Below are 20,221 nucleotides of genomic sequence, written 5' to 3'. Positions count from 1 at the left end.
GGGTCAAGATGCCCCGGAATCCGTGCCAAACAAAGATGAGTCAAAGGGGGGGCAGTTTGCCCGGAATGAGGGGGTCAGCTTGGCCGGAACCACGGGGTCAAAATGTTCCGGAATCTACATTCAAGATATCTCTACCGTTAAAAAAACAACTCCCCTATGCCCTTTTGTACCTACTTTCCACTCCGATGTCAACAGATGTTCGCGCGCCAATTTTACCTTGCGGTATGATGTCGGGTGCCAGGTAGATTGCGGTAACCTGTAGCTCCACCTGCTAAGAAAAATGGAACAGCCTATTGACTTTTAAGTTTCCGGAAGTTGCGAGGTCCCGCCCAAATGAATAAACTGTAGGAACCGGGTACTTGTTGGTGACTGAAAAAGCATTTATGGTATACATGCGACTCTTACATCGTACATATCAGGCATGTAAGTCCAATACCATGATCTCAAATGTGCTCACCTGGGAATGGCAGAAGATTGCAATAAGTAGACTCCTGATTCTTGGATTAGTGTAGGCTAAAGGCAATACTGCTAGTAATTTTCAAGTTTGAAAGGAGAGCACCTGAAGCCGTAAATCTCAGCACCCTCAAACTTTTACGCGAGTATAAGAGTATAGCCTTAATGCTGTATAATCATTACTAGTGTGCATTCCCCCTGTAGCGACTACTTTGATAATGTATATACCCGACGGCAGCGCACGCAATGAACAATTACTATTAAGATACTTTTATGAGAACTAATTGCAATTGTTCTCTGCTCAACCAACCTTCCATTTCCATTTAAGACCTGCACTGACCCTAACCTGCTTTGATGTCCTTCAAATGATCCCTGAAGTTTCTCTTACTCAGATTTGGATAGACCAGGACACTTCCTGTTCTCTTAAGCAAGTTCAAGGACTTATTTTGTTGTTGTCATTAGAGACCTGCCCGTTTCTTAAAATAAGCTATATTCTTTAAATTCTTCAATGACAACAATTTCCTGGAGATCATTGATAAGCTCATCAGGGCATTTCCATTTTCCCAATTTTGTTTGTAGATTCATTATTAATGTCATTTCCCAATCGAACTAACATGGCAACTGAAGAGCATATCAAGCTACTCCTTGAAGGTACTGAAGCTTGGAATAGCTGGAGAACCGAACATCTCGAGGTGAGAGTAGAAATTAAAGAGGCTAACTTACGGAGAGCCAATTTATGTGGAGCCAACCTAAATGAGGTTAACCTTCGAGATGCCAATTGTGAGGGGGCTAACTTAAGTAATGCGCAATTAAATGATGCTCAAATGGATGTAGCTAACCTCAGGGAAGCCAGTCTAAGTGGAGCTTACCTTAATGGCGCCTATCTAACTAGGGCCGACCTGAGTAAGGCTGACCTGAGTAGAGCGCAGCTTTGGAATGCTAATCTAAATGGGGCCAACCTGACCGGCGCCAACCTAAGTGAAGCTAAGATGTGCGGGGCTAACCTGAGAGAAGCCTTACTAAGTCGCAGTAATCTGAGTGGAGCTGACCTTGTTGGAGCTTACCTCGGAGAAGCTCACCTTAAGAATGCCAACTTGAGTAGAGCTGACCTAAGTAAAGCTGACCTGTGGGAAACCAACTTCAATGGAGCTAACCTGAGTGGAGCCAATCTGAATGGGGCTAACCTCGGAGAAGCTTACCTTAAAGATGTCAACTTGAGTCGAGCTGACCTAGGTAAAGCGGACCTGTGGGAAACTAACCTTAATGGAGCTAACCTGAGTGGGGCCAATCTGAAAGGGGCTAACCTCGGAGAAGCTAACCTTAATGGTGCTAATCTGAGTTTAGCAGATCTAGATGGTGCTAATTTAAACAAGGCTGATTTGAGGAATGCCAACCTAAGTAATGCTCAGCTGTCTGGAGCTAACCTTACTGGAGCTAATTTGACTGGCGCTGACTTAAAAAATGCCGCCTTGAGGAATGCTAACCTGGCTGGCGCTGAGTTAGGGGGATTGAACCTGAGCGGAGCTGATCTGAGTTGGGCAGACCTGACTACAGCTAACCTGAGTAGGGCTGACTTAAGAAACGCGTCATTGAGGAATGCTGACCTGACTGGGGCCAACCTTACTGGAGCTTACCTTTTGGAGACTGACCTCAACAGAGCCAACTTAAGTAGTGCTGACCTAACCAACGCCAACCTAACTGGCGCTTACCTTGGAGATGTGAATTTTAATGGCGCTAATCTAAGTTTTGCGAACCTAGTTGGAACTAGGCTGAATAAGGCCGAATTAAAAAACACTGACTTAAGGAAAGCTCACCTGACTGAAACCAATATAGTTGAGGCCGACTTTGTTGGAGTTGAGCTCACCGGAGCATACATTCGTTCAGGTATACTGAATGGAGCTGACCAACCTAGCGCGAATTCAAAAAAATTTGCCCCCAGAGAAGCTGACTTGTTTGAAAGAAAACTAAGTGGAGCGGACATGAGTGGAATGAACCTGAGCGGAACCGACTTAAGTGGACATATTTTGAGTGGAGCTGATCTTAGAAATACTGACCTGTCCGGAACTAATTTGAGTAAGGCTGACATGAAGGATGCTAATTTGAGGAATGCTAACCTGACTGGGGCAAACCTGAGTGGAGCCAACCTGAGTGGAGCTACTCTGAGCGGAGCCAAACTGATAAGCGCGGACTTGAGTGGAGCTGACCTGAGTGAAACTAGTCTGTGGGAAGCCAACCTTCGAGAAGTCAATCTTAAGGGGGCAAATCTCAGGGAAGCAAACCTTGGTGGAGCGGACTTGATTAGCGCCAACCTGAGCGGGGCCAACCTAAGCGGGGTCAACCTACAAAATACAAGTTTAATTGAAGTAAATCTGAGCCAAGCTATTCTAAGTGGATGTAAAATCTATGGGATTTCAGCATGGGGCCTACAGGGTGTGCCTAAGGATCAATCAAAGCTTGTAATTACTCCGGATGGGGAACCGACCGTAACTGTAGATGACCTTCAGGTAGCCCAATTTATCTACCTTCTTCTGAACAACAAAACTGTTAGGAATGTCATTGACACCGTTACTTCAAAAACTATCTTGATATTAGGTCGTTTCTCACCAGTTCGCAAAGAAGTTTTAGATAGTATACGTGAAGAACTGCATAACCATGATTACGTTCCAATTCTCTTTGATTTTGAGAATACAGAAAACCAGTCGCTTTTAGAAACGGTGATGATACTTGCCGGGATGGCCCGATTTATCATTGCTGATGTATCTGGCGCCACAATGATTAGAGAAGAGTTGAGGTGCGTAGTAGAAAGGTACCCCGCGAAGCCAATTCAACCACTTCTTCTTAATGGTGAAGAAGAGTATGTCACGCTGTCTGAAATGCGTAGAGCTTTTAAGAACATTCTGCCAACATTCACATATGAGAACACTGCCGAGGTTGTTACTGCACTATCTGAAAGTGTCATTAAGCCATCAGAAAGATGGATAGTGGCACGAAACGTACAATCTAAAAATACGGGTAAAACGGCAAGAGAGATTGAATTGGAGAAAAAGATTACTTTTTTAGAAAAACAGATTAAGAAATCATTAGGGTAAACCATACAATTGGTTCATGTACTGCAGATGACCTCTTTTTGTTTTGAATCGTCTATAGAAGATAGTTGTACTGACTTGAGGTCTGACTTTTAAACCACTTAGCAAGGATGTAATCGGATGCGATGTAATAAGATCAATAACACAACTCCACGGAGACAAAGGTAGAATTGCCAGAAGATGTCGGAGATTCTCCTAACTGCTATAACTTTGCTCGGTAGCCAAGGCAAATACCACAGACTTTATTTTCGGAGAATCGATTCTTGAACCAAGTTCCTAGTCCAAGTTCAGAATACCGAGATTCTGGCTTATCTATATTCTATTCATGTAAGCTGGAAGCATCTTATGGCACTCACACACGTTAATGAATGTAACCTCAAATTAGTTAGATGTGAGCGTGCCGGCTTTTTACGACGATCGAAAACCCTCAAATATATTCAAGTAAACTGTAACAGAACCTAAGAAATCATTTTTTACTCCTTTTAAGCACGGCTTAACGCACTGGGGGTCTCCTTAAGAGTTTGACCCTTGGTTAAATACCCATAATTTCTATTTTGACAGCCGAACGCCGCAAAGCTATCTGAACACAATTAATGGAACCAAGTTCGTCGACGACCGTTTAAATTGACTTTACAGGATCTGGTATCAGGGAAACAGCGCAATCCGCTTTTTGAGTTAGAGTAAAAAGTCATTTTGAGGTATGTTGACGTGAACATACTTCTTTCTTATTTCAAAGTGAACTAACGATTTGCTATACTCCTCCGCTCCAATCAAGTTTAGTAAGCCCTTCTTATTTATAGCGATAACAACATCGTTTTTAAACCTGTATCCAATTTTTCATTATCTAGTGTGGCACTACAAGGCATTTCAAGGACGCTCCAGCCAGTCATAGCAGTCCACCTAACGTAGGTGCCTTTGTCCCATTGGTTATCTGCCTGGTGAGCCAATGCTCTTGAATAGCGTGTATCGGTCCAAAAATGATAGTGCGATGTATTGATAAACGATTTCAATTGTTGAATTTACGATAGTTGGTGGGCATAACTTAACAGTCTTGATTCAGTGCTGGACTGTGTCTTACTACAGCTTGCAGCAAACAGGAGGGAAACTAAGATAATTCGTGGAAAGTGTGTCCCTCAGCAAGCCTTACATAAACACCTTATAGGCAGTAGTTCAATTATGCCGAGCAATCCGTCTGAAAAAAAGTGCGACATTTATGAAAATAAGTCCCAACCCGAAAGCTGAAATTCCTATTAGGGGCAATAGTATAGAGCCAGGCACCGGCTCTGGGTTTATGTCAAATATGATATTGTAAATAAAAAAAAATACTCCAGTGGTTACGAAAATAGAAACAAAGGTCCCGAATAAGAAAAGTGTAGATTTTAACGACGTAATCTTTTTCATTTGTACCTCAATTTTTGAAAGGGTGATTCGGTCAATAAACCAGAACAACGTAAAGAGAACCAAATACCTGAGAAAGACAGAAAACATGGGTAGCCAATCTCCGGTCAAAACATTTAAAAACATCAAAGTTCCTTTTATTAACGAAACGATTACGAATATGAGTGTTAGTTTAGCCACAGTTAAAGATTAAAAATGCGTCTGAAAATCGAACAGGTAATTCAGGAAGCGCTAACTATGTTAATTAACGCCAACGACTTAATATCCGAATGTTTTGGACTGTAAACTTATACGCTCAAGAACTTGCTTAATCCCCGGCTATCGATATTATAGTCTTGAATTGAGCTGACGATATCGTTGTTGAGTTCATGGCAGTTTACATCCATGCAGATTAGATCATTTATCAAATCTTGTAGGAAATCTGTTTTGCCTTGATGACCCCCTTCCTTCGAGTCATATACCATAAAACCTTCAGCGTCTTCCTAGAAATCACTAGTCCTTTCCAATGAAAATTGCATCAGCACATTCAAATAAGTAACATGTTTGATTACAAAGTTCTCCGCATGTACTTTAACCTTTCTTCAAGCACAGGCTTCGGGTCGCAACAGTTAAGCAGCATAGTAGGTACAAACCTTAAAAAGACAGCCTACATTTCCAATATTATCCGGGATTAATACATAATTCTTTCTAAATGTATATAGACCACAGATCCCACTTATCTATTAGACCTATTAAGAAGACAAACAGATAGGTGCTACCCTGGAAGATGTGAATTACATGCGGAAACGAGCAAAAAGGTACTTAGCCACTGACCTTTGTTGCTTCTACGCTACTCTCTATGCCACAAGTCTAATTATACTTGCTGAATTTAGCTGCTGGCAGGTTTCTATGTTCGCTCTGCTCCAGCTTGGATTCCAACTAAAGACCCATCAACTATTTGGTTCAACTTCTGGCTACCTTACTTTATCGTACAATCAAAAAAACTGCGATGCAGCAATAACGCATCAGGTTTCTGACAGCAATCATATTGAAGTGTAGAGTCGTTTTTACACGTATCCTGCCACCAGAATTTACCGTGATTCTTGTATCGAGCAGTAACAAACGTTAGAAAAGAATTTCGTCCCTACTTGTGTACGTTACCGTTAGTAGAAGTTGTGTAGCGATCTGTTTTGAAGAGGCAGCACGTGCAGCCACCTGCTTCCTTTGCGGATCCAGGAAAAGCTTTAGGTTTTCTCCTGTTAAACTACTTCCTGAACCGACCGTTATCCAAGCGTTCTCGTTGTTTAGATCAGTACTTGAGAATCCCGGTTTTAGAAATGACACTGTATAAGGTTCGATCTGCACAGGGATATTTATGGCCTTGATCTCTCCAGCCATAATAAGACTACCGGGAAATCCGCCTGCATAGGTTTGGACTCCGGCAAAAACTGAGTCGGCATGGAGAGTGAAGAGTGTTGTAAATTCCTTAAGAGGTGGTGGATCTACCCATACCTTACGCCACAATTGCCCGTCCGTTCCCCGGGCATATACTTGATAATCGTTCCCCGTTGAGGCAACTGCCGGAGAGGAGTCTAATGCAAAATTTTCTCCATCAGGCCTGTGCCACTCCACCCAGTGGTTAGTTCGCCAAGCTTTCTGCCACAATTGATTATCTGTGCCCCGAGCAAAAACATCAAATAATTGATTTTTAAACGAAACAATAAACAGGGCCGTTGGTGCGCCGATAATTTGACCACCCAAAGGCTGCCAGCTGCGCCAGCCTCTACGATCTACCCAAACCTTAGCCCACAACTGCCCGTCCGTTCCACGTGCATATACCTGAAGATCGTTTCCAGTTGAAGCAACCACCGGAGAAGAGTCTAAAACAAAGTTTTCTCCGTCCGGCCTATGCCACTCCACCCAACGATCCTTCCGCCATGCTTTTTGCCACAATTGGTTATCTATACCACGTGCAAAAACATCCATAAAGATGTTTTTGAAAGAAATAGCAGTGGGTGCGCCGATAATTTGACCACCCATTGGCTCCCATCTACGCCATCCTTGACGATCTATCCATACCTTAGCCCATAACTGCCCGTCTGTTCCACGTGCATATACTTGAAGATCGTTGCCGGTGGAGGCAACTGTCGGAGAAGAATCTAAAAGAAAATTTTCTCCATCAGGCCTATGCCACTCAACCCAGCGATCCTTCCGCCATGCTTTTTGCCACAACTGGTTATCTATACCTCGGGCGAAAACATCTAGAAAAGGGCTTTTGAAGGCAATAGCGGCAGGGGGTCCAATAATCTGGCCTCCCAAAGGTTCCCATTTACGCCAACTCATATTTTTTTTCCTCCGTTTTGCTTCTGATTATTAATTGTGTTTATTAAGATGAGTTAATTAGACAGATCAAGCTTATATACAGATACACATAAGAGCATGAAGCAATTTTGCTAATCAGTGCTAATCTATCTGGGGACTTGGCTAGCCTCTAGTTAAGGTAACAGCATTGTGTTAGTGCTTTTCGCTGCATCGGTTAAGGCTTGTTGTAGTCTTTTTTATTTTCTAACAAAACCTGGTCTTTGCATAACTCCTTTTAATTGACTTAATTCAAATTAAGGCTATAACTAATTTATCTGAAATAAGTCAAATGCTTAATCGCCGAAAGCTCTCCATTTAGGACTTATAGCAATGAGAACTGATAATGAAAAAAGACTGCTGTAAATTTCCAAACACATCAATCACTAACATGGAATGTTTAACCGAACTAAGATTATCTTGCTTATGAACAAAAGGATTGCGAACTACTTATCGACAGAAAGCTTGTTGCCATTAAAACGTCTATATTTTTTTGTTCCTAACCATGTTTTCGTTGCCGACTTGAAGCTCATAAATGGGAATATCAGTTGTAGTCGCCAGGTTATCAATTTATGCTCTCCCTCTACCATACTATCGAAAGACTTATTGTGCCTAATTCTCATTGCCTAAACCAAGTCATATTGTTAGTTCCTGCGCCGCCTTTATTCTGCGCTCCTTTGTATGTTAGTTGGTTTCATACATCGATCTTTACTGACCGCTTTAAGCAGTAACTTGTATGCTGCAAAGCTATTTCTCGTTTTTTATAGAACATTCACGGTGTTTCGTGGCTTATTATCACCTTCATACAAAAACGCTCTTTTTCCTAAATCCGACATCAATCATTAGATTAAGTTATATCCTCATCTTTGTACAGCACTAAGGTCTACTATCTCTTCCCCATGAGTTGATAGCTCTTCTACATCTTGATAACTTAAGATGATTTTGTATTAAACTATAATGCCAATAGATAATCTGCATAGGAAAGTAACGACCTTTAAACATTTGGTAAGGGTTAGTGCTTAATTAAGGAATTAAGCAAGTGCGATAAAACCAAAGCCTCAGATACAACTTAATTGTGCATAAAAGCTTGTTTGTTTATGGCGAGAAAAAGTTTGTTTAGTGGAGAGGCTATTTCCGAACTATGGTCTACCTCCATCATCCGCTGCGTGTTCAAATTGCCACTATCTTCAGCTACTCGTGGGAAGTGTAATAGTGCTACAATTCTAAAGCAAAGACGACTAGGATTATATACTTTCGACGGTAGCTTGCGCTATTTTATTTCAGTTTGCCAGACCGACCAGCCATAAGTGCTTACATATAAATAGCGCTTACCATCAGGATTTCTAACAAAACTTAGATCGGCACAGTGTGGTCTTTCCGGTAAGCCTTGACTGGCATCTAGCCAAGTTTTGCCGGAATTGGTGCTTCTATAAACACGCCTGTCGGTACAGACATAAACAGTATTAGGCATCACAGTCCAGTCAGTTTCTAACCCATAAAAACCTTCATCCGGTAATCCTTGCATTTTCTTCCAGGTTAATCCACCATCTAAAGTTTGCAATACCCCGCCCTTACCACTCAGATAGCTGTTGTAAAGGGCATAGAGCACTTGATCGCTTTCGGAAAATAGACGGTTTAAAGTTAAATAACGGCTTTCATCTCCGGGACTTGGCATCATCTCACTAGGTAGATTGGCAAGTTCTTCGACTCTTCCTGACACAAAACCACCCCCGATGCCCCCACCGAAATCGGACATCTTTTCCAACGAGGGAGTAATACGCCATATTTTTGGCCCTTTTGGTCCCCCTACAGCTACAAATATCTGTTTACCGGTAGCAGAAGCAACTGCATCAATCCTATGATCGTCTATAAGCCATGAAGCAACGAGTTCCCAATGCGGATCGCTACCATCGGCATTTGCAAATAAACCATATAACTTACCAGCTTGGCCTGCAACTACATACATTAGCTGTCCTGCCGCATTACGGAATTGTGGAGAATTAACAATGTCAGATTGTAACCCTACTAGTTTGAAATCTACCCACGGCAATTTTCTTGGATCTCTAAAGGGGACGACATCTCTTCCTACAAGTTCACCCTTTGCTGCATCCCATCTTGAGTACCACATTATACTTGAGTTCATATTTGCCCGAAGAAAATTACCAGTTCGGATAAACATACCAGCACCCCCATCACCCCCGTCAAGTTGTTTCCAGGGAGTAAGATTAGACCCTACCTTAGAATACAAATTACCGTTGTCTTGCAATCCACCTCCTATGAGTCCTGGTTCTTGATAACTTACATCGAACCTTCCATAAAAATTCCGTGTTACAAAAGTGCTGTACCATTGCAAGTTTGCAAGTTTCTCGTTATACTTGGTACTAAATGTGTTACCATAATTAGCAGTAATTGCAACACCCCCGTCACTCGCAATTAGCATGCGTTCTTTCTGATCAAAATGAACTTCATGTACATCTGCATGTAAGCCTGGATGTTTATTCCAATCACAACCACCTATAAATTCCCAATTAGTTCCTCCATCTTTTGAATAATAAGCCCATAAACCTCCATATGCTATAAGATTCGGATTCGTTTTTGAGACAGTTATTCTGTGGATCGGCCCACCTGCGCCATTCGTGCCACTTATTTCAGCATTGGTAATGTTTTTGCTGCCTTTTACCCATGGGCAACTTAGGTTGCCAGCTACACGAACCCACGTTTTACCGCCGTCTTGAGAACGAAGAACAGCGTTTGGAGCGCCGCTGGTATCAACAGTACTAAGCGCATACATATTTTCCGGCTGAGTCTCACAAGACGCAATACTGGTCCTACCCATCTCCTGCTCTGTAAAACCAAAAAGCGTCATCTTTGCTCTTCTAAACTGCAATGTTTGTATCATAGCGGTTGGAAAAGAGCCTGGTTTCATCCAACCGCCGTGAAAAATACCATAGCGCTTCCTTGCCAAATCTGCACCCCACGCTGAAACAACAACTGTGTTGTCTGGTCCCAAAGCGACGCCAAAGTAGGGTCCGTCAGGCAAACCAGTGGCTTTTTGCCAAAAATACTCACCCTCCGTTTTAGGGATATTTGACCAATAAATACCTCCGTCACACGCCAATACTATTTTACGATCGGCGGGTAAAACGGCTATCTGGTATATACTACCTACCTCAATAGGAACGGGCACAGCGACCCAAGGTTGTATCAAGGGAAGACTTTTGGAAATATCTGTGACATATAGTAGCGGCATATTATTGGTTCCCCGTAATCTACGACAGCCGGCAAACACCTGATTCTCGTTATCAGGACCAAAACTTAAACACTGCACATCAGGGTTCTCCCAGGTATTGCTTAGAGAGATAGCACTGCCGCTTTCTGATAATAACCAGACCCCACTGGTTTCAGAAGCGGCAATGATACCATTTCCTTTATTCACTAAGACACTAATAATCTTCCCTGCATGCCAGTTTTCTTTAGTCACATCGACTTGAATACCATATGGATTAGCTAGTGTCCATTTAACGTCGGTAGCGACGGGACTTAATGTTCTGAAATCGGGAACAGTAGCGCCCGGGTTAACTTTTATGGCTTGACAATAAACCAAGGTGTAAGCTAAAATGCAAATAACAGTGCAAAGTATCTTTTTCATTTATTTGATTTTACAATCGTTATCTAAACTTCAAGGGAACGTTCTCGGCGAAAAAATGTGTCAATGCACGCTTCGCCACAACTTTCGCTACGTATAGCTTGTGTGATTGAAGATTCCCAACTTTCGGGAAAAAACGTTTGCAGTTCGAATCGAAACGATAAACCCGATCGCTAGAAGCCATTGAAAAGAAATAGCGACAGGACTAAATAACAGCAATACTGATTAGTTTTCCTGATGAACAAGTAGTCATCCAACATACATACATTGTCCAATAATGAACTATTCTTAAAGGAAATGCCAAAGCCTGTAACTAAAGCAGCTCAGCTAAAACTGGCGGCACTCACGCGGGGGTTATTTTTCTTACATTAAGCCCATATTCCTTTGCGTATTTCATGACTAATTTGGACATCCCGTCAACGAACGCTTTTGCAGAATTAAGATCAACATGGAATATACCAGCACCCCCTCCTGCTACGATGTCTATCAGTATAGAATTGTTTTCTTTTTTCAAGATCACAATGTTCATCTGAGTAGACATATTTCTAAAGTAGAAGTTTTCTGAAATCAGTATTGACGCGTCTGTACTATGCTTCTCAAAATCAAAGCTCCATTCCTGGATCAGAAATGCAACTAACTGGTCCAAGTTCTCTTCAGAGATTTTGAGTTTTGCATCAGTCACTAACCATGATTTTATTCGAATATGAGTTAAGCTTACTTCATGCCAAATGCCCTTCCATGTCAAAAATTGTATGACAAAGGGCTAAAGTAACAAATGGCTAAGCAATAAAAAAAGCGCCGTGACAGCAAATGATGCGTATGATAACCGCAAACTTCATCAGAAGCCGTGTAAACGCCTCTATTATCCAATGCTTATACGACAGTGCTTACCTGTTATTTGGCTGAAGTCTGCTCTGCATCCCGACCTCTGCCGACACCACCTATCGGTCTTAATTGCAAGGATTAAAATGGAACCTATGTACCATGTCCCATAATACTGAACGCCAGCAGAGCACCAGAAAGCTACCTGGTAACTATTCTTTCTCGACATTGTGATCACTTGTTTTCTCATCCTTGCTATGAAGACCTTTCTGCAGGGTATTCAGATAACTTCTGCAGCCAACTTGCACATTCGCTGTAGGTTGCCTCAGAAAAAGTCTTTACTCCAAAAGATTTGATCCTCTCTTCCCACTCGTGGGTTAAAGGGGTTCCATGTATAAGCAGTTGATATTGACTGGTCAGGTTAAGTGTGTCAGCCTTCAAAAGTTGTATATGCATGATTGCACCTCGCCGAGTGGATATTAGACTAGCCTGTGGAAAAAGCTCGTTTTTGATAGATTGTTCGAATTCCTGGGCCTTGGTCTTCTTCAGGAGCTTAATTTGATAAATGCAAATGAGCATATATTAGATTGGGTACGGTTAATAGAGCTTTTCTTTAGTTTCATATAACCTGATTTCAGCCAGGCTCCATAAAGGATTCCTTATCAGCTAGTATGCGGACGACTCTTGAGATTTGCATACAGCTGTGAGTGTGTTTGTTTATTCATCTGAATTGTTTGAGAATGATTCTTTGTTCCCGAGTGTAAACCTATACTGCGGTTTGGCAGTTTTATGATTTACTTAGTGAGGTGTACAATTGAGGTTGTAAATGGTCGGTTTAACAATGCGAAGAACGGTCCCGGCGCCTTGAATTTGGGTATAGATAAGTTCGGCTGAAATATATCCTGAATGATTTTTAATCCGAGAGTTCTAGACCGCCAATGCAGCTTACCTTTCTAAATCAACAGTTTACATGGTGAAAGGGTTGATTTACAAAGTAGCTCTTCTTTAATTAAGCCTTAATCAATAAATTTAACGGTGACCCGCTTACACACCATTATTTTTAGTTGCAGGAACTACGGCCTACCTTTTTATTCGCTGGCTGCGATGTTCTGCTATTGTTCTTTCATCCAGGCACAGAACCTTGAATTCAAAAAAGTTTACTTCCGTCCGGGAGAGCAACTAGTAGGTAATTTTACAGAGGTGAAAGAGAATAATCTATCTATCAAGAGGGCGCAGGTGATTTACCAGGGCAGCGACCAAACAGTATGGATCGGCACTGAGTCCGACGGATTATTAAGTTACTCCGGTAATGCTATAAAGCATTTTAGATTTGACCCTAACAATCACGCTTCGCTCCCTGTAAATTGTATCGATGAGATTTGGGAAGAAACACCTGGCATCCTTTGGATCACAACGAGCGATCGGATAGTGAAGTTGGATAGGGTAACGGGTCAGTTCAAACGGTTTCCTCCTAAAACACGGTTTGTGCGAAAAACATCTGATGGCACATTGTACACTTCGCTGATGGGAAAAGGACTATACCGGATTGACACCAGCACCCGGCACTTGCATAGCCTGCAACATCCGTTTGTATTTAGTGAAGAAAACAAAGTTTACACTGGCGAGTCATTAAGTATCGCAAAAATGGAAACTGACAAATATGGCACATTGTGGGCGGTTGGCAAAACGAATACACTTGAGGGGTTATTCAGATTCGACATAAAAAATAAATGTTGGACATTTATTGCGCCGAAAATCTCATATTCAGATTCGAATACCGATGCCGCTCAATTACACAAGCCACCAAATATGGCAACTATCAATTCAGTAACGCTGTATATCGATGATGATAGTCGTATTTGGTTTGGTGGTTGGGGTACTGGCTTATTTTGCTTTAATACAAACACGGGAAAATGGAATCACCACTATTTTGATATCACTTCGGGTCGGGCGGATGAGGTTAGTAACGACATCCTAAACATCACTTTTATAAGTAAAGACGAACTCTGGATTACCACAAACAATAATGGCTTTAAATTTAACTGCCAAACCGCAACCGCTTACCACTACTCCTATTTGAAGGGATCAGCAATTGCGCCTCCTTTTTTGAAACAGTCAGCATTTTCGTTAGTCGACCATTGTGCAAATCAATGGCTGGCCGGGGTAAATGGCGTTTTCAAAAGCAACACATTATCAAACCGTTTCTCTGCTGCAGCCGATGGCATACGTCTCCTTTTACGCGGAAAGAAAATCACGGCATTATATCAGCTAGGAGTAGAACATTACCTTGTGGCTGTCAAGGCAACTGTACCAGCAACGGACTATAGAAAAACTGGGATTTTCGAAGTAAAGGGCGATAAGATCCTTCGCCGAACCTGGGTTCAAGCTTCTTCCAACCTTTCCACCATACGACAATTCATCCCGGCTGGTAATCATCAATTCTATGTCTTAGGCTTTCTGGCCTTTAAGCTGGATCTTAAAATGTTTACAATAGAACCAGTACCTATAAAAGTTGCATCTCAAAGTGGCGGCAGCCAAGAATACTCCGACCTATATAATAACGTAATGCAGAACGACAGCATCCTTTATAGCTGCCGCCGAACGTCGGCCAACACTGGCCTTGTGAAAATAAACCTGAAGACTAAAAGTGTAAAAATTTACAAGACAAATACAACCGAGCCTTCCCCCCATTTTCCACAGGACAATCATGTTGTCCGTATTGCCGGGGACAGTTATGGCCGCATCTGGTGCGGTACGGTTGGCGGAGTGGATATCTTTTATCCAGACAAAGAGATCTTTGAACACTACTCGCCGCAAGAAGGTGATACAACCTCCTTGCTCGGAGTGCAATCACCCCGTGTTTGTGAGGGTCCCGACCAAACATTCTATATAGCCTCACGGTCAGGAGTTTGCATGACAAAAGCGGTACCGGGAACAAGAGCAACTTTTAGGACGATTGCTCACCTGGACTGTGACTGGATAATAGCTGATAAAGCAAACAAGCTTTGGCTAGGAACACTTGACGGAGTAGCGCATGGTGATCCAATTACGAAAAACTTCAAAGTTTTCGATGCTGCGGACGGTTACTACTGGGAAGCTACAAGCCGCCCGTTTGCGCTGCAGGACGGGCGATTTATGATGCACGATGGTGTTATCATTGACCCTTCCGCAATCACACGCAATCCGTTAAAGCCAGTCCCCCGGATCAGCAACTTTCTATTAGCTGGCCAACCCCTCAACGGTTGTACTACCATTGAATACAATCAGCACATTCGACTAAAAAGTAATGAGAACTTTTTTAGCATCAAATATACCTGCAACAATTATATCGCCGAAGAAGACAACACTTACCGGTACAAACTTCAGGGAGTGGATGAGGATTGGGTTGATGCGGGCACCCGCACCGAAGCCTTCTATACAGCTCTGCCTGCCGGAACTTACCCGTTTTACGTGCAGGCGGCAAACAATGACGGCGTGCAGGGCGCCCCTAAGATCCTTTTAACAATCACCATAACTCCGGCGTGGTATCAAACATGGTGGTTTAAAACAGCGTTCTGCTTGTTCATTATCACACTTCTTACCGTGTTTTACTTTTTGCGCGTAAAGCAACTGAAAAGCGAAAATGTGGCGAAACAACGGGAAGCAGAACTGAAGCAACTTACGGCAGAATTTGACAAGCAGTTAGCAGAAACAGAAATGGCGGCTCTACGTGCTCAAATGAACCCGCATTTCATCTTCAACGTCTTAAATAGTATAAACAAATATATACTGAGCAACGACAAAAAAACAGCATCTGACTATCTTGTTCAGTTTTCGCGGCTAATAAGATTAACTCTCGAAAACAGCAAGTCGGCAAAAGTTTCATTACAGGTAGATCTGGAAGCACTTCGAATATACATAGGTATGGAGAAATTACGCTTTGGTGACAAGTTTAGGTCCACAATAAACATTGATCCGAACATTGATGCGCAATACGTACAAATTCCACCATTACTGATCCAGCCTTATGTTGAGAACGCCATCTGGCATGGGCTAATGCAAAGCGAAGTAATTGGCCACTTACAATTGCATATAACACAACCAGAAGATACTCTTCTAATGATTGTTATTCAGGATGACGGAATCGGGCGTGCCAAGGCAATGGAATTAAAAAGCAAATCAGCGGTAGCGCATAAGTCGTATGGCTTGCAAATCACAAGTGATCGGATCAAGGTGGTAAACAAACTATATGGGATCAACACAACTGTACAGATTGACGATCTGTATGATCAATTGCAAAAACCTGCAGGAACAAGGGTTACCATGTTAATACCTGTGTGAATATTTTGCTGACGAAGATTACGGGTCGGAGTCCTCCATATGCAGAGTTTTAGAAATTAGCAGGTTGGTCCTGCATCTGTTTTTGTGACCAACCTTAATAGGATATCAGGGCGATGTTGGTTTGAATGCTTTCATCTGCAAGAAAACTATCTAAATGAGAAAAGAAACGTACAAAGCCGTGATTATAGATGATGAGCAAAACGCTATTGACGTTTTACGGCTCCTATTGATCGAAAATTGTCCGGAAGTTCAAATATGTGGCAGCACCATAAGCAGCGAAACAGGCATCGAATTGATACGAAAAGAACTTCCGGATATCGTCTTTTTGGACATAGAAATGCCAAAGTTAAATGGGTTTCAGCTACTTGAGCAGGTAAGCGATCTTTACTTTTGCCTTATCTTCACTACAGCCTATGATCAATACGCTTTGAAAGCTTTTAAGTTTAGTGCCTTGGATTATCTGCTTAAACCAATAATTTCCGATGAACTAAAAGCTGCAGTTGTCAAAGTATTGCAGGGAGGCCGTAAATACCAGGAAAAGGTAGATGTAATGCAACAAGGCATGAAGTCGTATAAGAGTTGCGAGGCGCTGGAGCGTATAATTTTGCCTCATGCAAGGGGGTACTTGTTTCAAAGAGTAGATGAAATCATCTATTGTGAGGCTTATAACACCTACACCAAGTTTTTTTTAGAAGCAAAACCGCCCATCATGATCTCAAAGCCCCTAGCTGAAATCGATGATATCCTGAACTTATCAGGTTTCTTCCGTACCCATAGACAGTTCCTGGTGAATACAAAGAAGATAATTGAGTTTGTACGCACAGAGGGCGGGTTTGTAGTTATGAGTAATGGTGCACAAATACCAATTTCAAGAAACAAACGACAGGAATTTATTGATGAGTGCATCCGATAACTTTCGGGTTCGGGCGCATTTAATGCTGAAACATCATACAGTGCAACTTGAGCGGTAACTATTGGGAGAAGTACTTGGTTCAATATCAAACAAAGAGAGAAGCTTCAACAACAAAGTGCACTGCCCTTGAACAAAATACTATAGTTCATTATCCCGGATTGTGGTTGTAGTGCAGTCCAATACAATCTTGACGGTGTGATCAATGAAGAACCGAGTAAACCAGAAGAATAGATGAAGCACTGAAAGCCAACCCGACTTATAAATGCACCAACAACATACAAATTACTTCACCGCGGCACAGTACGCACGGTGTCCGCTGCTTATTAACTTTTTGACTGAATACTACAAAGCAGGATAGTGGTTGATCAAAACAAAGCCACTGAACTTCGGTTCTGTGAAGTGAAATTATTACGACTTGCAGCGATTGTATAAATCTATCATTGTTGGATAATTTTGTGCGTCAGTTAGGCGAGATTTGCTTTAATGACGGGATATCTGCAGTTGCTGTTGTGGACATTGGCAGCTGATGTAAAGGTTGTTGAGCAGTTTTTAACGCTGCTATTTGTCAAACTCGCTAGTAATCATAAATGACGAGTTCGATTTTGATGGTCAATATCGCAAACGACGACAAGCCTCACAACTATTGACACAAAAGGAATTCCCATGCCAAAACCTTTTATTTCATTCAAGCAGTGGTTAGCCGAGGACCTCAATTTATTACATTCGAGATGCTATCAATTATCCTAAAGTATATCTTGAGAGAGGCGGGTCTAGTTACCTTGAATTTCAGGTACTGGTTCTTAGATAATAACATTTCGCTTTTACTTGGATTGGCATTCGGATACACTACCGGAAAGAATTTATTGATTAATGTCATATTCAATAAATCCCGATCTCCGAATGTGTTTTTGCTTCTAATACCAGCTCTTCCTGAATAGACTTTCCCATCTATTTCGTATTCATAATCTGCAAAAACTTGTTGGAAGCCCCTTGGAACTGATAGGTTAGTAATACGTCCACTGGCAAGAGAGGTATTTTGCCATAGTTGTTGCTCCTGTCGATACTTTATGAAGTTAGCCAGCAAAACTCCTACCAACACGATTGAAAATATTAAGAATACCTGATAGTTTGGGGCTGTGTTCCTCATTATAAAATTTAAAGTACTAAGCTTCTATAATTAAGCAAATCGTTATTCATTTGACCCGGGATATAATAGGTTAATCGCCGCGACAATAGCAAAGCAGCAGCCATTCTTTGGCTGAAAATTAGATCTGTGTATATTCTGGTGAATACTGACCACCCTTTCCGATCAAGTTGACCACCTGTTCCGGTGATGTTGACCACTCCTTATTTTTGAGCATTTTGGTACGCTGGCTATCGTGTGGCAAAGTCGTAAGATCATTCCGGTCATGTTGACCACTTGTGATCACGATTGTCATTCCTGCAATCTTGACCTCTTTTGAGAATAGCCCAGGTGACATTCCGGCGATCGTGACCACCTAATCCGGACCAGAGACATTCCGGCAATACTGACCACGGTAAATAATGTGAACCCTGACATTCCGGCGATCGTGACCACCTCGTCAAAAGGCAGTTTTAAGTAATCGTTTTTGTTTTGCAGCTTTTTAATTTAAAGACTGCACTAACATGGCTGGACAAACGATTGGCATGAGTATACTCAAACAGATCATCAGGCATCGCATCAACGGCGTTGCACTTCAAACCATTGCAAAGGCAGTAAGCATATCGAGAAACACTGTGAAAAAGTACTTGCGGTTAATTGAGGTTAAACAGCTCAATTATCAGTCACTGCTTGAGATGGATGATATGGATTTGGAAGCTTTACTGCAAGATCGTGGCAGCCTTGAAGAAGCCCGGTATGAGCTCCTGTCGGGCTTCTTTCCTTATATCGAAAAGGAACTGTTGCGGACCGGTGTCACCCGTTGGGTACTCTGGGGTGAATACAAACAACAGCATCCATCCGGATATAGTTACTCACAGTTCTGTGAGCATTACCGCGACTATCAAGCTTCCCGTTGTGGAACGCTTCACCTGGAGCAGGAACCTGCAGACAAGTTGTTTATCGACTACACCGGTAAGAAGCTTTCTATAGTAGACCCATCAACAGGTGAACTTACAGAAGTTGAAGTCTACGTTGCTGTTCTTGGCTACAGCCAGCTAACCTATGTGGAAGCCGTATATTCTCAAAAGAAGCATGATTTTATCCAGGCCACAGAAAACGCCCTACATTTCTTTGGTGGTGTGCCCCGTGTACTGGTGCCCGATAATTTAAAAGGTGCCGTGCAAAAAGCTGGCAAATATGAAGCGGAGATCAATGCTGACTTCCTCGACTTTGCCAATCATTACGGTACATCAGTTCTTCCAGCCAGAAGTTATAAGCCGCGTGATAAGGCATTGGTGGAAAAAGCAGTAAGCATCACCTACAGCCGGATCTTCGCTCCCCTGCGTGAACAGGTCTTTTACAGCCTTGCTTCTTTAAATCATGCTATCCAGGATTTATTACAGCTTCATAACAGCAAACCTTTTCAACAACGGCCGGAAAGCAGGCAGGAACTTTTCAAGGCCAATGAAAAGCCGCTTCTTGCTTCACTGCCCCCTGATCGGTATGAGATCAAAGTTTTCAAAGAAGTAACTGTAATGAAGAATGGCTACATACAGATCTACGAAGACAAGCATTATTATAGCGTTCCCTACCGTTTTATTGGCCGCGAGGTAAAATTAATTTATTCTGCTACGCAGGTATCTGTATACTATAACAAAGAACGTATTGCTTATCATCCAAGAACACAGGGGAAGTTTAGCTATACTACTAATAAGGACCATCTGTCCTCAACACACCGCTTTGTAAGCGAATGGAACCCTGAGTACTTTACCAGCTGGGCTGGATCTATCGCTCCGGTGGCTAAGGACTACATCACTCGCATTTTGGATAAAGCCAGTTATCCTGAGCAGGCTTACCGAAGCTGTGTTGGCATTCTGAGCCAGGAAAAGAAAGTGGGTAAAGACCGGCTGATCAAAGCCATTGAACGCGCTACTTTCTACGGTGCTTTTAACTACACCATCATAACCAAAATCCTCCAGGCAGGCCTTGACAAAGTCCCTTTTACTGATGAGTTAAGTCCGCAGCTATCCCTTCCACTTCATGGCAACATACGCGGGCCACAAGACTATCAGTAATCAACCATTATCATCACAACTACAAACCGTTACAACGATGAACAGTAC

The 20,221-nt window shown here is 42.3% G+C and carries 11 protein-coding genes and 1 pseudogene; 5 read left to right on the top strand and 7 right to left on the bottom strand.

Translation table 11 applies throughout. From position 1 onward, the window contains the following. The first annotated feature begins 1,067 nt into the window (after nucleotides 1–1,067). Entirely contained in the window at nucleotides 1,068–3,542 is a 2,475-nt protein-coding gene (locus EXU57_RS06460; protein WP_165958053.1) for a pentapeptide repeat-containing protein, read from the top strand. 791 nt (nucleotides 3,543–4,333) lie between these two features. Here EXU57_RS06460 and EXU57_RS06450 read toward each other — a convergent pair. After that, a complete protein-coding gene (locus EXU57_RS06450) occupies nucleotides 4,334–4,549 on the bottom strand; it encodes a hypothetical protein (RefSeq protein WP_133267350.1) in 216 nt (71 codons plus the stop codon). 320 nt (nucleotides 4,550–4,869) lie between these two features. Here EXU57_RS06450 and EXU57_RS06445 point away from each other — a divergent pair, with 320 nt between their 5' ends. Further along, the gene (locus EXU57_RS06445; protein ID WP_133267349.1) at nucleotides 4,870–5,130 is read left to right on the top strand and encodes a hypothetical protein; all 261 of its coding nucleotides are present in this window, start codon (nucleotides 4,870–4,872) and stop codon (nucleotides 5,128–5,130) included. 94 nt (nucleotides 5,131–5,224) lie between these two features. Here the strand turns inward: EXU57_RS06445 and EXU57_RS25865 are convergent. The 4 genes and pseudogenes from EXU57_RS25865 to EXU57_RS06430 form a co-directional block, all read right to left on the bottom strand. After that, a pseudogene (locus tag EXU57_RS25865) lies at nucleotides 5,225–5,407 on the bottom strand (hypothetical protein); the annotation flags it as partial. 634 nt (nucleotides 5,408–6,041) lie between these two features. After that, on the bottom strand, nucleotides 6,042–7,259 hold the full coding sequence (locus EXU57_RS06440) for a DUF346 domain-containing protein (RefSeq protein ID WP_133267348.1): 1,218 nt from the start codon (nucleotides 7,257–7,259) through the stop codon (nucleotides 6,042–6,044). 1,285 nt (nucleotides 7,260–8,544) lie between these two features. After that, nucleotides 8,545–10,923 (bottom strand): WD40/YVTN/BNR-like repeat-containing protein, encoded by a 2,379-nt coding sequence (locus tag EXU57_RS06435; RefSeq protein WP_133267347.1) that lies wholly within the window; start codon nucleotides 10,921–10,923, stop codon nucleotides 8,545–8,547. A 340-nt stretch (nucleotides 10,924–11,263) separates the two neighbouring features. Further along, entirely contained in the window at nucleotides 11,264–11,602 is a 339-nt protein-coding gene (locus EXU57_RS06430; protein WP_133267346.1) for a hypothetical protein, read from the bottom strand. Nucleotides 11,603–12,777: 1,175 nt separating this feature from the next. Here EXU57_RS06430 and EXU57_RS06425 point away from each other — a divergent pair. Both EXU57_RS06425 and EXU57_RS06420 read left to right on the top strand, forming a co-directional pair. Further along, nucleotides 12,778–16,062: a histidine kinase gene (locus EXU57_RS06425; protein WP_133267345.1), complete on the top strand. Its 3,285-nt coding sequence runs from the start codon at nucleotides 12,778–12,780 to the stop codon at nucleotides 16,060–16,062. Nucleotides 16,063–16,216: 154 nt separating this feature from the next. Beyond that, nucleotides 16,217–16,975, top strand: a complete 759-nt coding sequence (locus EXU57_RS06420) for a LytR/AlgR family response regulator transcription factor (RefSeq protein ID WP_133267344.1) — start codon at nucleotides 16,217–16,219, stop codon at nucleotides 16,973–16,975. Between the two features lie 709 nt (nucleotides 16,976–17,684). Here the strand turns inward: EXU57_RS06420 and EXU57_RS06415 are convergent. Together EXU57_RS06415 and EXU57_RS24995 are read right to left on the bottom strand one after the other, a co-directional pair. After that, on the bottom strand, nucleotides 17,685–18,122 hold the full coding sequence (locus EXU57_RS06415; RefSeq protein ID WP_133267343.1) for a hypothetical protein: 438 nt from the start codon (nucleotides 18,120–18,122) through the stop codon (nucleotides 17,685–17,687). Between the two features lie 118 nt (nucleotides 18,123–18,240). Further along, a complete protein-coding gene (locus tag EXU57_RS24995) occupies nucleotides 18,241–18,414 on the bottom strand; it encodes a hypothetical protein (RefSeq protein ID WP_165958051.1) in 174 nt (57 codons plus the stop codon). A 229-nt stretch (nucleotides 18,415–18,643) separates the two neighbouring features. Here EXU57_RS24995 and istA point away from each other — a divergent pair, with 229 nt between their 5' ends. Continuing rightward, a complete protein-coding gene (gene istA, locus EXU57_RS06410; RefSeq protein WP_165958050.1) occupies nucleotides 18,644–20,173 on the top strand; it encodes an IS21 family transposase in 1,530 nt (509 codons plus the stop codon). Nucleotides 20,174–20,221 lie beyond the last annotated feature (48 nt).

It is taken from the genome of Segetibacter sp. 3557_3 (assembly GCF_004354985.1).
Lineage (GTDB): Bacteria > Bacteroidota > Bacteroidia > Chitinophagales > Chitinophagaceae > Segetibacter.
This window is presented reverse-complemented; position numbering and strand designations above follow the sequence as displayed.